Origin of the sequence: Clostridium tertium (assembly GCF_902652255.1) — a bacterium.
Taxonomy (GTDB): domain Bacteria; phylum Bacillota; class Clostridia; order Clostridiales; family Clostridiaceae; genus Clostridium; species Clostridium tertium_A.
Genome location: NZ_CACRTO010000009.1, coordinates 34,784 through 53,756, shown reverse-complemented (window position 1 = coordinate 53,756; position 18,973 = coordinate 34,784). Strand labels below are relative to the sequence as shown.

General features: G+C 29.1%; 13 protein-coding genes and 2 pseudogenes. 1 reads left to right on the top strand and 14 read right to left on the bottom strand.

Annotated elements, in window-relative coordinates; genetic code table 11:
* Positions 1 to 58: 58 nt before the first annotated feature.
* From dcm to GPX08_RS04370, 13 genes and pseudogenes are all read right to left on the bottom strand, one after another.
* Positions 59 to 2,417: pseudogene (gene dcm, locus GPX08_RS04430) on the bottom strand (DNA (cytosine-5-)-methyltransferase).
* Between the two features lie 772 nt (positions 2,418 to 3,189).
* Positions 3,190 to 4,344: an amidohydrolase gene (locus GPX08_RS04425; protein WP_156625643.1), complete on the bottom strand. Its 1,155-nt coding sequence runs from the start codon at positions 4,342 to 4,344 to the stop codon at positions 3,190 to 3,192.
* A gap of 189 nt (positions 4,345 to 4,533) precedes the next feature.
* Positions 4,534 to 4,851: pseudogene (locus tag GPX08_RS04420) on the bottom strand (carbohydrate kinase); the annotation flags it as partial.
* 194 nt (positions 4,852 to 5,045) lie between these two features.
* A complete protein-coding gene (manA, locus tag GPX08_RS04415; RefSeq protein ID WP_156625642.1) occupies positions 5,046 to 5,981 on the bottom strand; it encodes a mannose-6-phosphate isomerase, class I in 936 nt (311 codons plus the stop codon).
* A 39-nt stretch (positions 5,982 to 6,020) separates the two neighbouring features.
* Positions 6,021 to 7,730 carry a phospho-sugar mutase gene (locus tag GPX08_RS04410; RefSeq protein WP_156625641.1) on the bottom strand — a complete coding sequence of 570 codons (1,710 nt, stop codon included), beginning with the start codon at positions 7,728 to 7,730 and terminating at the stop codon, positions 6,021 to 6,023.
* Positions 7,731 to 7,802: 72 nt separating this feature from the next.
* Positions 7,803 to 8,864, bottom strand: a complete 1,062-nt coding sequence (locus tag GPX08_RS04405) for a glycosidase (protein WP_156625640.1) — start codon at positions 8,862 to 8,864, stop codon at positions 7,803 to 7,805.
* A 26-nt stretch (positions 8,865 to 8,890) separates the two neighbouring features.
* Positions 8,891 to 9,817, bottom strand: a complete 927-nt coding sequence (locus tag GPX08_RS04400; RefSeq protein WP_156625639.1) for a DUF1861 family protein — start codon at positions 9,815 to 9,817, stop codon at positions 8,891 to 8,893.
* A 15-nt stretch (positions 9,818 to 9,832) separates the two neighbouring features.
* Positions 9,833 to 11,434, bottom strand: a complete 1,602-nt coding sequence (locus GPX08_RS04395; RefSeq protein ID WP_156625638.1) for a glucohydrolase — start codon at positions 11,432 to 11,434, stop codon at positions 9,833 to 9,835.
* 8 nt (positions 11,435 to 11,442) lie between these two features.
* Positions 11,443 to 12,513 carry a sn-glycerol-3-phosphate ABC transporter ATP-binding protein UgpC gene (gene ugpC, locus GPX08_RS04390; protein WP_156625637.1) on the bottom strand — a complete coding sequence of 357 codons (1,071 nt, stop codon included), beginning with the start codon at positions 12,511 to 12,513 and terminating at the stop codon, positions 11,443 to 11,445.
* A gap of 19 nt (positions 12,514 to 12,532) precedes the next feature.
* Positions 12,533 to 13,246 (bottom strand): hypothetical protein, encoded by a 714-nt coding sequence (locus tag GPX08_RS04385; RefSeq protein WP_156625636.1) that lies wholly within the window; start codon positions 13,244 to 13,246, stop codon positions 12,533 to 12,535.
* 12 nt (positions 13,247 to 13,258) lie between these two features.
* Positions 13,259 to 14,137: an ABC transporter permease subunit gene (locus tag GPX08_RS04380; RefSeq protein WP_156625635.1), complete on the bottom strand. Its 879-nt coding sequence runs from the start codon at positions 14,135 to 14,137 to the stop codon at positions 13,259 to 13,261.
* Positions 14,138 to 14,147: 10 nt separating this feature from the next.
* Entirely contained in the window at positions 14,148 to 15,068 is a 921-nt protein-coding gene (locus tag GPX08_RS04375; protein WP_156625634.1) for an ABC transporter permease subunit, read from the bottom strand.
* A 61-nt stretch (positions 15,069 to 15,129) separates the two neighbouring features.
* Positions 15,130 to 16,404 (bottom strand): extracellular solute-binding protein, encoded by a 1,275-nt coding sequence (locus GPX08_RS04370; protein ID WP_156625633.1) that lies wholly within the window; start codon positions 16,402 to 16,404, stop codon positions 15,130 to 15,132.
* 379 nt (positions 16,405 to 16,783) lie between these two features.
* Between GPX08_RS04370 and GPX08_RS04365 the strand changes: the two genes are divergently transcribed.
* Positions 16,784 to 17,773, top strand: a complete 990-nt coding sequence (locus GPX08_RS04365; RefSeq protein ID WP_156625632.1) for a LacI family DNA-binding transcriptional regulator — start codon at positions 16,784 to 16,786, stop codon at positions 17,771 to 17,773.
* A gap of 392 nt (positions 17,774 to 18,165) precedes the next feature.
* Here GPX08_RS04365 and GPX08_RS04360 read toward each other — a convergent pair whose 3' ends face one another.
* A complete protein-coding gene (locus GPX08_RS04360; protein WP_156625631.1) occupies positions 18,166 to 18,855 on the bottom strand; it encodes a pseudouridine synthase in 690 nt (229 codons plus the stop codon).
* Positions 18,856 to 18,973: the final 118 nt, after the last annotated feature.

Below are 18,973 nucleotides of genomic sequence, written 5' to 3'. Positions count from 1 at the left end.
TTATATTATATATTTTTTTGTAATTTATTTCAAAAAAAAAAAATAAAGAATCAAGGCTTTAAATAAAACCTTGATTCTTTATTAAGTTATACACCGCCTCAGCTAATTTTTGTGAAAACAATGGTGGAACAGCATTTCCTATCATTTCATAATCTGAGTACATACTACCTGAGAATTCAAAATCATCATCAAAACTTTGTAATCTAGCTGCTTCTCTAACTGTTATAGTTCTAGATTGTTGTGAATCTGGATGTATATGCCTTAGACCATCTTTTTTTAAGTGGGCAGGAATGGTATTACTTTGTTCATTCCATTTTAACACATTATATTTATGTATATTAGACTCTTTACCGGTTTTTTCAGTATAAAGTTTTTTTAAAGCTTCCGCTGAAGAGTACTGATTTTTGCCACTTTCTATATCGAAAGCTAATTCTCTAAATATATCCATATCTCTCTTATTATGATATCTAGGATAGTGGTCCTTATATTCTGTAGCATCAGGGAAATGTGAATATTTCTTTTTACCAACTTTTTTCTCACTATCTCTAGGCATAAGTTTTGGTAAATCACCTATAACATCTTTTACTGTCACTTTTTTAGATACTTTAAACTTAATCAATTGCTCGTTATAAAATTCATTTAGAATATCATTGCATTCTTCACCAAACACATTCTTATTTAAACCTAATAATATAACCCTTTTTCTTTTTTGCGCTATTCCGAATTCACTTAAGTCCAACAAAGCATTCTTTCTAATATTATTTGTAATTACATATCCAGCTTTTAAAAACTCTTCAGTTATTTTATCAATAATATTTATCCCACCTGGCTTTGCTGATAATATTCCTTCAACATTTTCAAATACAATAACTTTAGGTTTAAAGCACTTTACCACTTCAATATAACTCTCAAACAAATAGTTTCTATAGTCATCACGCATTCCATTTTCGTCTTGCACCCTACCAGCCATAGAATACGCTTGGCATGGTGGCCCTCCAACTATTAAGTCAACCTTATTATTTCCTATTATTTTTCTTAATCCTAAATTTGAACCATATTCTAAATCATCTTTCCATCCATCTATCAATTCAGAAGTTCTCTGAATATCAAATTTCAAAACTATTTCATCAGTATTCTTATAACCGTATTTAGTTTTTAATCTCTTTTTTAATACTTCATATGGTTTATCATTCCATTCAACACATGCTAAAGTTTTATATTTTCCAGTCTTCTCAAAACCATCAACTAAACCACCACACCCTGCAAATAGTTCAATAGTATTAAGCCTACTTCCCATATTTTTTTCCGCCTTTTTCAAGATATATTTTAAGTTCTTTTGCAATATTATAAGCTAATAGAGGTGGAACAGCATTTCCAACCTGTCTATTTTGCTGAGTCTTTGTTCCTAAAAATATAAAATCATCTGGAAAAGATTGTAATCTAGCATTTTCACGAATCGTAGGTACTCTATTATACTTATAGTGAAAGTGATTTCTATGGCCAGTATCTATAGTTCTTGAAGGTCTATCAGATGCGTATCTAGTCCAAGCTTCATTAAACTTCCTACTTTCCCCCACTCCATTAGGTAAATCTTTATGATTTCCCCCATCCGGTACTAATGCAATTGTATTTTTAACCATTTCGGTATGTTTTGTAGCTACATGATTATATAGTTTACTACTATTCTTTCTCATCATTTTTTGATACTCACTAGTTGGTTCATTTACATAGTAATCTTCCTCTGTTCCTAGTTCATCTTCTCTTGATTGTAAATCACTTAATGCCTCTTTACAAGTCACATGATTTATTGGTAAATGAGTTGGTCTCGGAAAAACAAAATTCTCTCCTATTATTTCTCTTATATCTTCTCTTATCCCTACAAAAAACATTCTCTTTCTAATTTGTGGAACTCCATAGTCAGCTGCTATCAATGGTTTATCTGTGACAGTTACTCTATAGCCAATATCCTCAAAAGTATTTATTATTTGCTCTTTTACTATTCCCCCATATAATGTTGCAATACCAGGAACATTTTCAATTAAAAAAGCTTTTGGTTTAAATTTCTTCACACTTTTAACTACTGCTAAATATAAAGTATTTCTAGTATCGTTAATATCTCGAGATCCTGTTAATGAAAACCCCTGACAAGGAGGTCCCCCAATTACCAAGTCAACATCGCTTGAACCAGTTATTCTTATATAATTTTCTTCTATTTCATCAATAGCCTCATCCTTAAACAGATCTGATTTTAATGCAACTGAGTCTTTATGATTTCTACTATATGTTTTTAATGCAGCTTCATCGTGGTCAACTCCAATAACTACATTATATCCTGCATCTAAAAATCCATGTGATAATCCACCGCACCCACAAAATAAATCAATTACTTTCAACTTTTTATTATCTTCTGTAATCATATTACCCTCCTTAACTTTTTTATTTTACACTGTATATGTACTACAGTACTTCATTCTAAACATATGTTCTGTTTTTTAATTTCTTTTTTATTATATCATTTTTCCTCATTTTTTAATACTTACTTTTAATTCAAAAATATCTATTGATTTTTTCTTATATTACCTGTTATTCCAACTTAACACTAAAATTCCAATCTTATTATTTAAGTTTCTAATATTATATATTACAAACCATCCTAGTTACTTTTTAATACAATTCTTCTTATCAATGGTGTGACATTCTTTAGCTTATTCTTAATAGTTATTATAAATTATAAATCAAGCAAAGTCTTTAATTAATATCTCCTGCTATATATTATTTTTAATCTATCTATTATATTTTTAATTATGAAAATCACTCTTTACATTTCAATCTCTTAATGAATAATTATTTTCTTTATCAAATATATTTATAGTCTCACATTCATCACAAATTATTAAATTTCTATCTATAAAAGTCATTTAACTTTTGTTTGAGAATACATGTGCAGCTATTCTCCAATCCGAGAAGGTATATATTGAAATTCAGTATTAAAAAAAACACTATTAACTAAGGTAATTGCCTCTTTCTCCATAAATACTAATATTTAATTACATATTAAAAATTTTAATTATATTTCTTCTCAATTTTCTAACTTCCTATACCGTTTAAATATATTTTTTCTTCTTATATAAACATAATAAGCTAGTATCTCTCTAAAAAGTCACTAGCTATATTAACCCTTATTAAATTTTATAATTTATATTCTGATAATACCTTCCTAACCAAATCAGAAAAATACCTAGCTGCCACAATCAATGCCTCTTCATTTAAATTATAAGATGGATGATGCCATTCCTTACTTCCTCCAACTCCCATCCATACAAAGTAGCCTGGAATTTTAGTTTGGTATAAGGCAAAGTCTTCTCCACCTGCACTTTGTTTTGCTTCTACAACTTTATATCCTAATTCTGTTGCAGCTTCTGTTACTACTTTAGTATATTTATCATCATTATAGACAGATGGTGCATATGGATACCATCTAAAGTCTACCTTTGCTCCAAAGGCTGATGCTATTCCTTCTACATTTCTTTTCATTAAATCAGGTATTATATTACGAATATCATTTTGAAATGTTCTTACTGTACCTTCAAGTTCAGCCTTTGAAGGTATTACATTCCAAGTGTTTCCTGCTTGAAACCTTGTTATACTTATTGCTACATTACTAAATGGAGTTAGATTACGACTTACAACTGTTTGTAGGCTGGAAACTATCTGACTTCCTACTACAATAGGATCAATGCTTTTGTCTGGAATTCCAGCATGTCCGCCTACTCCAATTACATCTATTTCAAATCTATCTACACTTGCCATAAGTGCTCCTGATTTAATTCCAATTGTACCTACAGGAAGGTCTGGTTTATTATGCATTCCAAATATGGCTTCTACATTATTAAGAGCTCCTGATTTAATAATAATATCAGCACCTTTTGCATTTTCTTCTGCTGGCTGAAATATAATTCTAACTTTACCATGCAATTCTGACTTTCTCTCATTTATAAGAATTGCCGCTCCTAAAATTGATGATGTATGAAAATCATGACCACAAGCATGCATTACTCCTAAGTTTTTAGATGCAAAGTCTAATCCTGTTTCTTCTACAATTGGAAGAGCATCAATATCACTTCTTAAGGCTATAGTTGGGCCAGGGTAGTCCCCTTCTATTTCAGCAACCACACCTACTTCTAGTGGCAAATCTAAAATTTTAATATTCTCCTCTTCTAGCCACTTACGAATACGCTTTGTAGTTTCATATTCCTTCATAGATAGTTCAGGATTTTCATGTAATTCACGTCTATACTTAATTAATCTTTCACTTAATTTCTTTTCATTTATAGATAATATCATTGTGTACCTCCTCTCTGCTTTTGGTACAATTTATCTTAAGAATTTTTGTCATTCTTATTTTTCTATATTCAATATCTATACTATTTCTTATATTATCATATTCTTACATATACTGAAAATTGCTATATCTATCTTTTCTTTATATTTATTAATTTATTTATTTTTTATAAATATTGAATTTTTATTTTAAAAATATGAAAAATCTCTTTCCCCATCATCCTTTAATGATACAAAAGCTAAGGCTGTATTTGCTTCTTTAGTTCTTAAAACCTTAGAAATATCTACTCCTAAAGGTTTTACTTCTTCTAATATATAATCACCAAATCCATCTACCCCAAGCTTAATAATCATTTGTGACCTACCACCTAGTTTTGCAACTGCAGCAGCAACATTAAGTGGAGCTCCACCTGCAACTCTTAAGAAGTTACTTACATCTTTTAATGCTACACCCTTTTCATGTGGAATAAAGTCAATCAAAGCTTCTCCTATTTAAATTACCTTCTTCATCCCTCTTCCTCCTATAAATTCATTATTTATTAGTTATACTTCTAAATTTCTATAAAAAGTTATATTTTCATTTTAACACTGATCTCTAATAATAATTTATAATTACTATCTAATTCTTTTAGTAATTATAAGGAGCTATCCTTACGGATAGCTCCTTATTTATTATAGATATTTTAGAATATAATATCTAATATTTATATTGCATAGCTTTTAACAACTACTATATTTCCTTGGATTTCATATTTTCCCATATAAGCTGGTATAAATATAGAATCACCTTTAGTTATATTAAGATCTGCATTTTCTGAGGTTATCTTGCCCTCTCCATCTACTACAGTATATATATAGAATCTTTCTTCATTACTAATATCTTTAAATGATTTATCAATATCTAATTTTTCTATGTGAAAATACTCATTTTCACATAAGTATGTCTTTTTATATCCTTCATACGTCTCAGCTTTATTATTAGATAAATTCTTACATTGTAAATTAAAATCAATTACATCTAATGATTTCTCAACATGTATTTCTCTTGGTCTACCATAATCATATACTCTATATGTGACATCACTATTTTGCTGTATTTCTGCTATTATTACACCTTCACAAATTGCATGTACTAATCCACTATTAATTAGAAAACAATCTCCTTTTTTTACTTTTATCTTATTTAAATATTTTTCTACATTTCCTTCTTCTATAGCTTTTTCAAATGTAGCTTTGTCACAATCTCTAGTTCCTACTATCAAATATGCATCCGGTTTAGCATCTACTACATACCAAGCTTCTGTCTTTCCATATTGATTCTCATGTATTCTTGCATATTCATCTCCTGGATGAACTTGTACAGATAGTTTTTCTCTTGAATCTATCAGTTTTACTAATAATGGGAAGTATTCTTTATTTATTTTTGTTCCTAATAATTCTTCACCATATTTTTCTATTATTTTTTCAAAGCTTTCACCCTTAAACTTACCATTTGAAACAACACTTGTTCCATTAGGATGGCAAGCTATATCCCATGATTCACCTATCATTCCTTCTGGTAATTCACTTCTAAAACTTTCTAACCCCCTTCCACCCCATATTTTTTCAAAATAAATATTTTCGAATTTAATTGGATACATATTCTTCTCCTTCTAACTTAATTTACATTGTTTATTGCTCTATATTTCTTGAATTTTATCTTCTATATCTCTCTTAATAATATCTACTTTTAAATTAACATTTTCTAGACTTGTATCTTTACAGCCAAAATAGAATTTTATTTTTGGTTCTGTTCCTGATGGTCTTATTGCTATCCATGAATTATCTTCTAAAATAAATTTTAGTACATCTGATTTAGGAAGTTTTCCTATTCCATTTATATAATCTTTTTTTTCTTTAATATTAATTCCTGCTATTTCTTTTATTTCAGATACTCTAAAGTAATTCATTATCTTATCTATTTTATCCATACCATCAATTCCTTTTAAGGTAATAGACTTAAGTTCTTCTTTATAGTATCCATATTTTTCATATAATTCTATTAATCCCTCATACAAACTTATTCCTTTAGAATAATAATAGGCAGACATCTCTGCTATTAATAGAGCTGCAACCACACCATCCTTATCTCTAGCATGAGTACCAACTAAATAACCATAACTTTCTTCATATCCCATTACAAATTCATTTTCTCTATTAAGTTCAAATTCATGTATTTTTTCTCCGATAAATTTGAATCCAGTTAAAGTATCTATAGATCCTATTCCAAAACTCTTAGCTATTTCTGATCCAAGTTCTGATGTTACTATTGTTTTTATTATTGTTGGATTATTTTTCATGTCAATTTCATTTTTATTTATTTTATTTGATATTACATAATTCACTAGTAAAGCCCCAACTTGATTACCTGTCAACACTACATATTCGCCTTCACTGTTCTTTACTACAACCCCAACTCTATCACAATCTGGATCTGTACCTATTATTACATCAGCCTTTTCTTTTTTTGCTAATTCTATTGCTAATGTAAAAGCTTCTCGTTCCTCTGGGTTTGGAGATTTTACTGTATAGAAGTTTGCATCTGCATTTTCTTGTTCTTTAACTACTAGAACATTTCTAAATCCTGACTCTTTAAGTACTTTTCTTACTGGCTTATTACCAGTTCCATGTAAAGGAGTAAATACTATTTTTATTTTATCACCATATTCATCTATAATATCTTGCCTTATTATTTGTTTCTTTACTGCATTAACAAACTTATTGTCATATGTTTCGTCTAAAATGTTAATTATCCCAGTATGTACACCTTCTGAATAACTAATTGTTGGTATAGAGCTATAATCTTCTATCTTATTTACTTCTTTGATTATTTCTTCTGCCTTTTCAGGACATACTTGTCCTCCATCTTCTCCATATACCTTGTAACCATTATACTCTGATGGATTATGACTTGCTGTTATTACTACTCCTGCTACACATCCTAATTCTCTTATTGAAAAAGATAATTGTGGAGTAGGTCTTAAAGAATCAAAAATATAAGTTTTTATACCTAAAGCCCCTAAAGTCTTTGCTGTTTCTTCGCATAACTCTTTTGACATATGTCTACTATCATAAGCTATTACTACACCCTTACTCTTTCCTTCTTCTTTGTAATTGTTAAGTATATAATTGCCTAACCCAAAGCTTGCTCTTCTTATTGTATAGATATTTATTCTGTTAGTACCAGCACCTATAATCCCTCTTAATCCTCCTGTACCAAACTCTAAGCTTTTATAAAATCTATCTTTAATTTCCTTTTTATCCTTTTTAATATTTAATAATTCTATCTTTGTATCTATATCAAAATAATCATCACTTATCCATTTTTCATACTCTACTTTATAATTCATACTCTTTTCCTCTTTATAATTAATAATTTATGGCTCTTCCCTATGATTAATTCATAAAGAAGAGCCTATTTTTTATTCTATATACTCTAAAGAGTCTAATACCTCTTGTAAGCTTAACTCACAACATGCCATAGATGTATCAGCACATCCATAATACATCTTAATAGTATCTCCCTCAACTATTGCTCCACAAGAAAATACTACTCCACCGAAAAATCCTTTTGCTTCATAATCGGCATCTGGCTCAACTAATGGTTTATTAGAACGGGCTATTATTTTAGTTGGATCATCTATATCAAATAAAACTCCTCCCATACAATAACGATTGTCTTCTGTTGCTCCATGATATAGTTCTAACCAACCTTTTTCTGTTTTAAATGGAACAGCTCCCCCACCAATACGGCCACTATCCCACATTCCTTCTCTAAGACCAAATAAATGCTTGTGGTTACCCCAATGTATTAAATCTTTAGATTCTGCAATCCATACTTCTAAATCTCCAACACTCTTTAGACCTGGTCTATTTAATGCATAATATTTCCCATTTATATTTTCTGGAAAAATAATTACATCTTTATTCTCTGGTGCAAAGATCATACCTTTATGTTCATATGTTTCAAAATCTTCAGTAACTACCATACTTTCACCTATTCCCACTGGTGAAATAGCACTAAAGTATACATAATACTTGTCTCCTATTTGAGTTACTCTCGGATCTTCTACACCAAATACCTCTAACTTATTTGATGGATAAATAAATGGCTTATCATCTATAGTAAAGTTTTTTCCATCTTTGCTTCTTGCTATACGTATATAAGATATTGAAGTTAAATAAGCAAACTTACTACTTCCTGCATAATTAACAGTTCTAGGATCTGAAAAATCATATCTTTCATCATCTTTATTTAAAGTAATAATATCTAAATCTTTTCTTTCAACGTTATATACTGGTATTTTAACTTCATTCTCATTTTTACTTATTGGCCTTTCAGCTACTCTAAGTAACATTAAAGTTTCATCTTTATATTTTGCTATTCCTGCATTAAATGCACCAATAACCTCAAATCCATCATGATATGGAATTACATCATTTGGAGTTACTAGTGGATTATTCTCATAACGATATATATTCATTTTATATGCCTCCTATTTACTACTAATTATAATCCATTGAATGGATCTACTATTGTTATACATTGTGCATCAGCATCACTTATTCCAGCATATAAAGTAGCTGTTCCATTACTATGTCTTACTAGTCCACCACTAAATATTACATCTACTAAATCTACTCTTTTTGATGGACCTTCTAAGAAATCGCTACGTGTAGCTATTAATTTTAAATTAGTAGTTTCTCTAGTTTCTGGATTTATAATAAATACCATAGAGTAATAATGTCTGTCTTCTTTTTCATCAAAGCAGGCTACATGACCTAAAACTCCAATTCTACCATCCTTTAATACATATGCTGCATTAGCTCCGCCCCATTCTGAATCAGTAAATTGATTTTCAAATAATTCAGCATTCTCAACAGCTTCTATAGTTAAATCTTCAATTGAATCTACTATAGTAAATCCTATTTTCCCTCTGCCTCCTTTTTCTCCTTGAGGTCTTGTTAATACACCTATTCTCTTATCTTGTAATTGTACAAGTCTTAAGTCCTTCATTCCATCTGGACCTTTAAAGCACTCTTCTAATGAGTTAATATTAGCACCTTTATATATTATAGTTCTCCATGCTAATGCCCCTTCTATTGTTTCATGTGGGAATATTTCTACTCCTCCTACTACTAAATCACCATCAATAAATGTAAAAAACGGATCTTGTAATGTTAATACTCTTGTATTTTCTCTTGGTACCCATTTACCTTCTCTTTTTACAAAGAAATATACTTCGGAATGTTCGCTATCTCTAGATTCAACTCTACCAGCTATCACCATTTCATTTTCATCAATAAATGGAGCGCTTATATTGTATACATCTTTTTCTCCTACTCCATCGAATATTAATTTTTCTTTGTCAAAAAAGTTATTTTTTTTTGATTTATATTCATTTAATAATTGTTCACAAGTTTTTAAAGTAGTCATATTTCACCTCATAAATTAATTCAATTTCTCTATAAACATCTCTAACTCATTTAGTTTTATTATTTTATTTCTTATGTCGAGCTCTGAAGTAGTCATTAATATTTCACCTACTATATTAACCTCAACTATTTCTTTTGATAAATTGATTACTATCTTTATTTTTTCATTCTCATATTCTCTTATATAAATAAGCACATCATTTTCTAAAGCTAGTTTAGAATAATCTCCAAACTGTAATGCTTTGTATTTTTTTCTAATTTCTATTAACTTTTTGTAGTGACTTAATAAAGAACTAGGATCATCTACCTGTGTCGAAACACAATTCCTATCTTCTCTATCTCTTATGTAAATCCAAGGATTGTTTTTGCTAAATCCATAATTAATATCATTATTCCACTGCATTGGGGATCTTGATTTATCCCTACTTTCTCTATTTGCAATTTCTAAAGCTTCTTCATAACTCTTTCCATTATTAATGGCTAAATTATAGAAATTTCTTCCTTGAATATCATTCATATTATTAATATCCTTACACTTAAGGTCTGTCATTCCTATCTCATCACCATAATATATAAAAGGAACCCCTTTAGCTGTTAACATAAGTGTTGATATAGCTCTAGAAACTTTATTTGCTTCTTTCCCTTTAGAAAATCTTGATATAAACCTAGGCATATCATGACTTCCAAAGAACAATGTTGGATATTGATAATCATCATATTTCTTGTTCATATTTTCTATTTCTTTGAAAATCATTTTACTGTTAAATTCATTTTGACTTCCTAGATTAAAATTAAATACTACATCTAATAAGTCTTTACCACAGTATTTTTCTAGTATATTCAAATCTTCTGATCCTACTTCTCCAATTAAAAATACGTTTTTATATCCTTTTATAAACTTTACAAGTTCTCTTATTACATCTAAAACCCCGTCTTGATCTTTATCATAAATATGATCTTGTTTACCACTATCATCTAAGGGATTATCATTAAAAGAACCATTAACTTTTAGAAAGTTTATAACATCAAATCTAAATCCATCTATCCCTAAGTCCATCCAAAACTTTAATACCTTTTTCATTTCTTCCAGCACTTTAGGATTTGACCAATTTAAATCCACCTGTTCCTTAGCAAATGCGTGATAATAGTACTCATTACTATTATCATCTAATTCCCAAGCACTTCCTCCAAAGAAAGATTCCCAGTTATTTGGTGTTTGATTATTGTTATTTTCTTTCCAGATATAAAAATCTCTTTTTTCATTTTCTTTAGAGCTTTTAGCCTCTATGAACCACTTGTGCTTATTTGATGTATGATTTAAAACTATATCTATAACAACCTTTATATCTCTTTTATTTGCCTCACATACAAATTTTTTAAAAATATCTAAATTTCCGTAAGCTGGATCTATATCACAATAATCTGATATATCATATCCATTATCTACTTTAGGAGATGGATAAAATGGAGTTAGCCAAACTCCACCTATACCTAGGTCTTCTAAGTAATCTAATTTAGAAATTATCCCTTGAAAATCACCTAATCCATCACCATTTTCATCCATGAAACTTGGCATATATATTTCATAGAATACTCTTTCTTTCCACCATGTATTCATATATTTTCCTAGCCTATTCTTTCCTTAGTATCTACATTAAATAAATGTATATTAGCTTTATCAAACTCATAATTTATACTTTGTCCTATTTTTATATCAATTTCAGATGTTGTTTTTGCACTAATTTCTTTATTTCCTATTTTAGAAACCAATATCTGTATATCTCCACGCATTTCTGTAAGTTCTATTTCACTTTGAACGTTACTACTTTCAACTATTTTTATATGTTCTGGTCTTATTCCTAGTATTACTTCTTTACCTTCATATTTATTTAAATCCTTATATTTAGATATATCTAATTGTATTTCTATATCTTCATTTACAAATTTATCACCTTTTACAAAACCTTTTATTAAATTTATTTCTGGTTCTCCTATAAATGTAGCAACAAATATATTCTTTGGATTTGAATATAATTCTCTAGGTGTACCTATTTGCTGTATAACACCTTTATTCATCACTACTATTCTATCTGCCATTGTCATAGCTTCTACTTGGTCGTGAGTTACATATATAGTAGTAATGCCTAGCTGCTTATGAAGCCTTAATATTTCAAGACGCATTTTATTTCTTAACTTTGCATCTAAGTTTGATAAAGGTTCATCCATTAAGAATACTTTAGAATCTTGAACCATTGCTCTACCTAAAGCAACTCTTTGACGTTGTCCTCCTGACATTTCACTAGGTGTTTTATCTATTTCATCTGTAAGTCCTAATGTTGTTGCAACCTCACTTACTTTTTCTTTTATTTCATTCTTTGGCACTTTACGAAGTTTAAGACCAAATGATATATTATCAAATACATTCAAATGCGGATATAAAGCATAGTTTTGGAAAACCATAGATATATCTCTATCCTTTGGATGTACATTATTTACACATTTACCATCTATATTTAATTCACCATCTGTTATATCTTCTAATCCTGCTATCATACGAAGTAATGTTGACTTACCACATCCTGATGGTCCTATAAGTGCAACAAACTCATTTTTTTCTATATTTAAATTAAAATCATCTATAGCTAAATATTTTTCATTATATACTTTGTAAATTTTTTTAAATTCAATAAATGCCATTATGTTATCCTCCTTCTTATTACATGTAATCTTCTGATTTAATTTTGTTGTATGCAGGTAGTAAAATTAGCATATTTATTGCCCCTGCAATAACTGTGAATATCGAAATTGCTATTAATTTATTTTTTAAAATTGTAAGAGATAAAATACTCACAATAAATGCACCGATTAATACTGATATTGAAGAGTATCTTATAAGATTTCTATATTTATATCTCTTTTTCAATATAAAATAAGCTACTATCATAAATATTGACACTATCAACATTACATGTAAAAAAGCTATCATTATAGAACCCATTATATTTAATGTTGGTATATTTTGAAGAGCTGCAAATAATGCAACTATAATTTCTTCCATTGTTATATTTTCACCACTTTTATATGGTAAGAACATATCAGAATCATTGATGCTTATTGTGACTCCAGTTTGCTCAAAATTAATAAAGTTTTTAGATATTATGTTATCATTACTGTAATTAAATGATATGCTGTAGTCCCCTGCTGTTTCTATTGTTGAATCTTTAATAATAAGTCCTCCATCTTCAACAATATTTTCATATTGGAATCTATTTGCCAGTGTTCCAAAATTATTAGTTATATCAGCTAGACTTTGTCTTGATGCTAAATAATAAGGTACAGTTAAATTAAGTCCTGCTATAATTATGCTTATTACAATAGCTATTACACTTAATTTAGATACTAAATCACTTAATTTTTTCAAATTTTTCATAATTACCACCTATTATTTAATTCCATCTCCCTTATTTGATTGAACGAAGTACTTTTGTAATGAGAAGAACAATAAAATTACAGGAATTAAGGATAATGTAGTTGCTGCCATAAGTAATGGCCAGTTAACTTCAAACATTCCTTGGAACATTGCAAGTCCTATCTGAATAGTAAATTTCATTTGATCATTTATATAAATAAGAGGCGCTAATAAATCATTCCAACTTCCCATAAATGACCATATACTTACTGATATTAATGCTGGTATAGACATTGGTACATATATTTTCCAGAATATTTTAAAAGAGTTTGCCCCAGATATATAAGCTGCTTCATAGAAGTCTTTTGGGATACTAGTAAAATACTGAACAAGGAAGAATATAAATACTGCTTGTCCTCCAAAAGCTGGAAGTATTAATGGTACGTATGTATCTATAAAACCTAAGTGCGACCAGAAAATAAAGCTTGGAACTAAAGTAGATTCTCCTGGTAACATTATTGTGGCTAATAAAAACATAAATAATATTTTCTTACCTTTAAAGTTAAATCTTGCAAATCCATATGCAACTAGTGCTGAAACTCCCACTTCTCCTAATAATTTGAAAAAAGCTACAAATGCAGTATTTAAGAAATATCTTAAAAATGGAACTTTTTCAAATACAAGCGGATAATTTTCTAAAACTATTGGATCTGGTATCCACTGTGGTGGAACTACAAACACATTTGAGTTTGTCTTTAAGGACGTTGATATCATCCATAAAAATGGTAATATCATAGATATAGCAACCAACATAAGTATTCCATGCTTAAGTATTGTTAAAGCTACAGTTTTACCACTTTTATTCTTTTTAGATTTTTCCACTAAGTACTCTATCTTTTGTTGCTCTGTCATACTATGCCTCCTATTCTACATTTTTTTGACTATATTTCCAGAAGTCTGTAAACCTTAAAACTAATAAAGTCGTAAGTAATATTATAATAAGTAATATCCACGACATAGCAGATGCATATCCCATCTTGAAGTTCTTAAATGCAGTTTCATATAAATAAAGCATTACATATTGCGCTTCACTTCCTGCACCACCTAATATGTACGCATCTGTAAATTTTTTAAATGCTCCTATTATCCCCATTACTAAATTGTAATAAAGTATTGGTTTCATAGTAGGTAAAGTTATTCTAAATAATTTAGTAAAATATCCCGCTCCTTGAAGTTCTGCTGATTCATATAAATCCTTTGGTACTTCTTTTAAAGCAACTAAGTATGTTAACATACCTCCGCCAGCACCCCATATTGCAATCATAAGATATGAAGGTAATACCCAATTAGGATCATTTAACCACATCGGTCCCTCTACGCCTATAATCGCTAAAAGATTATTTACTAACCCGTTTCTAGGATCTAATATCCATCTCCAAATTACTCCAACGGCAACTCCGGATACTACTGCTGGTAAATAGTAAATAGTTCTATAAAAACTTATACCTTTAATATTGGCATTTAATACAAGTGCAACTGTAAATGATGCTGCCATTGTTAATGGTACAGATATTAATCCATATCTTATAGTTACCCATAAGGAGTTAATAAATTTCTCATCTGATAATAACCCTTTGTAATTCTCTAATCCTACCCACACTGGATCTCCTATTATAGGCCAATCAGTAAAACTCATATAAAGAGATAAGACTATAGGAAATAATGAAAAAACTGCAAAAAAAATAAACCAAGGTGATATATAGAAATATCCAGGACTAAGTTTCTTTTTTCTGTTTTTCTTAGACCTCTCTAATATTTCTGATACTTTTTGATCTTGATTCATATTATACTAACCTCCTTTTAAAATTAGGAGATATGAAATCATATCTCCTAATCTGTAGTAATTACTTACTAGTTATTTCTTCTAATTTCTTTTGAGCATCTTTAGCTATCTTTTCTATATCTAAGTTTCCTTTTCCATCATTATTAGTTAATATAGGAGAAGCTACTGATTCCCATGTATAAGTTCCTATTTCATTTTGAGTTGGTTGGTTATTAAATCCACGTGCTATTTCAGAAGATTTCTTAATAACGTCCATTGCATATTCTTTATCAGGATTTATCTTTCCTACCATATCTATCTTAGAAGCTACTGGTGCTGGTATTTTATAATCAAACATAGCATTAGTTAAGTCTAATAACGCTTTTTGTGCAACTTCTTGATTCTTAGTTTGAGAACTTACTACTGTTGATGCAGTCCAGTTGAAAGAAACATGTTCTTTTGGTCCAGCAGGCATAACAGCCATACCAACTTCGAATTTATCTCCAGCTTCTCTCACTTTACGTTCAACATCATCTGCAGCTCCACCAACCATCATAGCTATATTTCCTTGAACAAATCCTTGTTCTACACCTATTGATTGTGCTTCAACATTTGGCATAACAGCAGTTTTGTCATTTAACATATTAGCTGCAAACTTTAATCCCTCTATACTTTCATTGTTGCCAATTACTACATTTCCATCTTTATCTATAGTATCGCCACCATATCCCCATTGGAATACTTCTAGTGGAGGGTTTCCTGTAGTAGCAAATCCATATGTATTTCCATTAGTTAATTTCTTTGCTGTTTCATAGAAATCATTCCAAGTCCATTCCATAGTTGGAAGTTCTACTCCATTTTCTTCAAACATAGTTTTATTATAGTAAACTACGTATGGTTGACCTATCCATGGTAAACCATATGTTTTTCCATCATACTTTGCAGCATCTAATGGTCCCTTTAAGAAATCATCCATATCTATTTTATCTTGTTTTTGTAACATATCATCTAAACTTAGTATAGCTTCATTTTTAGCATATACTGGAACATATTCTTGTGCTAACCACATTAAATCTGGAGCTTGTTGTCCAGCTATTTGAGTTTGTATCTTTGTGTAATAATCGGATGGTATAACTTGTTGTTGTATTTCATATTCATCCTGTGCATTATTTAACTTATCAAGTAGTTCATCAACTTCTTTAGCTTCACGTTCATTTGCCCATGTTGCTAATGTCAAGATAGTTTTGCTTCCTTTGTCACCTGAATTATCACTTGAAGCACTTTTCCCACATCCTCCTAAAGATGCTGCCATCGTAGCTACAATAGCTAATGAAGCAATTTTTCTAAACATTCTCATTTTTGTTCCCCCTCGTTTTTAGTATCGTTTACATTGATAATTATTACATATATCAATTTATTTGTCAATTATTTTTTAATTATTTTTTGAATTATTTTAAAATTACTTTTTGTTTATTATTGTTAATTTGTAAAGTTATTTTTAACAATTCCATAAATTTTGTAATCTTTTTTTTGAAACTTCATTATTGAAATATCCTATGTTAAACAAAATATTACCTTGTAATTTATTTTTACATTACATTTACTTTACTTTTTTTAATAAGTAAAGTTATAATATTAATAAAGGTTAATTTGAACATTAATAATAACATAATGTAAAACAAAATATATTAATATCAACTTAATGTTTATGTTATTTATAATAAAGGAGAATATATATGCAAAAAAAAATTACTATGAATGATATAGCAAAGCATTTAGGTATATCTAAAAATGCCGTTTCTCAAGCACTTAGCGGAAAAGATGGTGTTAGTGAAAACACAAGAATGAAAGTTATTGAAACTGCTGAATCTCTTGGTTATGTCTATAAAAAATCTAAATCTCTAGATACAAGGAAAATCTCTTTAGTAGGTTCATCCAAAACTTTTTCTTTAGATTTTTTTGGTAGCATATGCCTAAATATACAATCTGAACTTAACAACCTAAATATAGATTTAACAGTGATACCAATAACTGATGAATATATTGAAAATAATATTATACCTCAAGGTATTTATGATTCTGATGGTATACTGATACTTTCTCATATTACAGATAATTATATAAAATCAATTGCATCACTAGATATGCCCTGTGTTTTAATAGATCATCATATACCCAACTTAAATGTAGATTGTGTTCTTACAAATAATAGGTTTGGTACTTTTAGTGCTATAGAACATCTAATCGATCTAGGTCATACTAAAATAGGATTTTTAGGAGAAATAGATTACTCTCCTAGTTATTACGAAAGATTAGAAGGCTATAAACTTGCCTTTTATAAAAGGAATTTGAATATAAATAATGAATACATTTTCACAAATGTATCTAATGATATCGATCTAATAATAGATATTATAAAATCATTAGGTAGCAATCAACCTACCGCTTGGTTTTGTGCCAATGATAAACTAGGTTGTCTATTATTAAATGCTCTTAGAGAATTTAACTATAGCATTCCTGAAGATATATCCATATGTTCATTTGATAATGCTAAGTTTTCTAATTTAATGGTTCCTAAAATTACTTCAGTAGATATACCAAAAGATTATCTTGCTAAAAAAGCTATTGAATTACTTCTTTCTAGACTTTCTAACTCTGAAGATCCTTATCAAGAAGTATTGGTAAGTACTAACTTAGTAGTTAAAGATTCTACTGCAGCGTTATAGTTTAGGATTAGTTGGAGTAGTTATTGCTATATTTTGTAATGACATTGATATCATTGATAGCAATCTTAAGCTTCCTAATCTATAATTCCTAACATTTCCGTCTTCTTAGGATATACCTTATAAAAAGCCAAGACTTACTTCAGGTTCCACCTAACAGTTAATACTTTAGGCATTCGCTAGTGGTTTCCACTACCAAGCCCTTAACTGACTTTCACAGTCAAATTGTTTCCAATGCTTGGCGCACACAAAAAGAAAGTGGTTCACCTCGTGATCCACTTTTTCATTCATCCTATGTAAGACTTAATTTAAAATAATTAACATATTGTATTATTATAAAGTATGTACTTGATATCCATCTAATATCCCCTACTGTTACAGTATCTTAAACTGTATTAAATAAGCTCTATAGAATTTAATTCTTCTACTTCTTCCTTGGTTAATTCTCTCCACTTTCCAAGTTCTATTCCATTAGAAAGTATATTTACTATCCTTATTCGTTCTAATTTAATAACATTATATCCTAAAGTTTTGCACATTCTTCTTATTTGCCTGTTTAGACCTTGAGTTAAAATTATCTTAAATGTATTATTATTTATTCTGGTTAATTTGCAAGGTCTTGTAACTGTTCCTAGTATATTAACACCATTTGACATCTTATAAATAAACTCATCATCAAAGTCTTTATCTAAAGTTACTATATACTCTTTTTCATGATAACTTTCTGAAGATAGTATTTTATTTGCAAGATCTCCATCATTAGTCATTAGTATAAGCCCCTCAGAATCTTTATCTAATCGTCCAACTGGAAAAACATATTCCTTATAATTTAAAAAATCAATTATATTATCTTTTATTTCTCTTGATGAAGTACAAACTATCCCTTTAGGTTTATTTAAGGCTATATATACCCTTTCCTTTTGCTTAACTTTTTCTCCATCTAATAATATATCATCACTTTCTTCAACCCACTGTCCTTGCTCACAGAGTTTTCCATTAACCATTATTCTTTTATCTTCAATTAACCTACTTACTTCTTTTCTTGAGCAATATCCATAGTTGCTTAATAGTTTATTTATTCTCAAAGTTAATTATCCTTCCTATTCACTGAAATTATCTTATCTATTTGTTCTTTATATTTAATAATTACTTATATATTATTTAAACTGTCTACTATAAAGGGAGCATATCAACTTTTTAGTA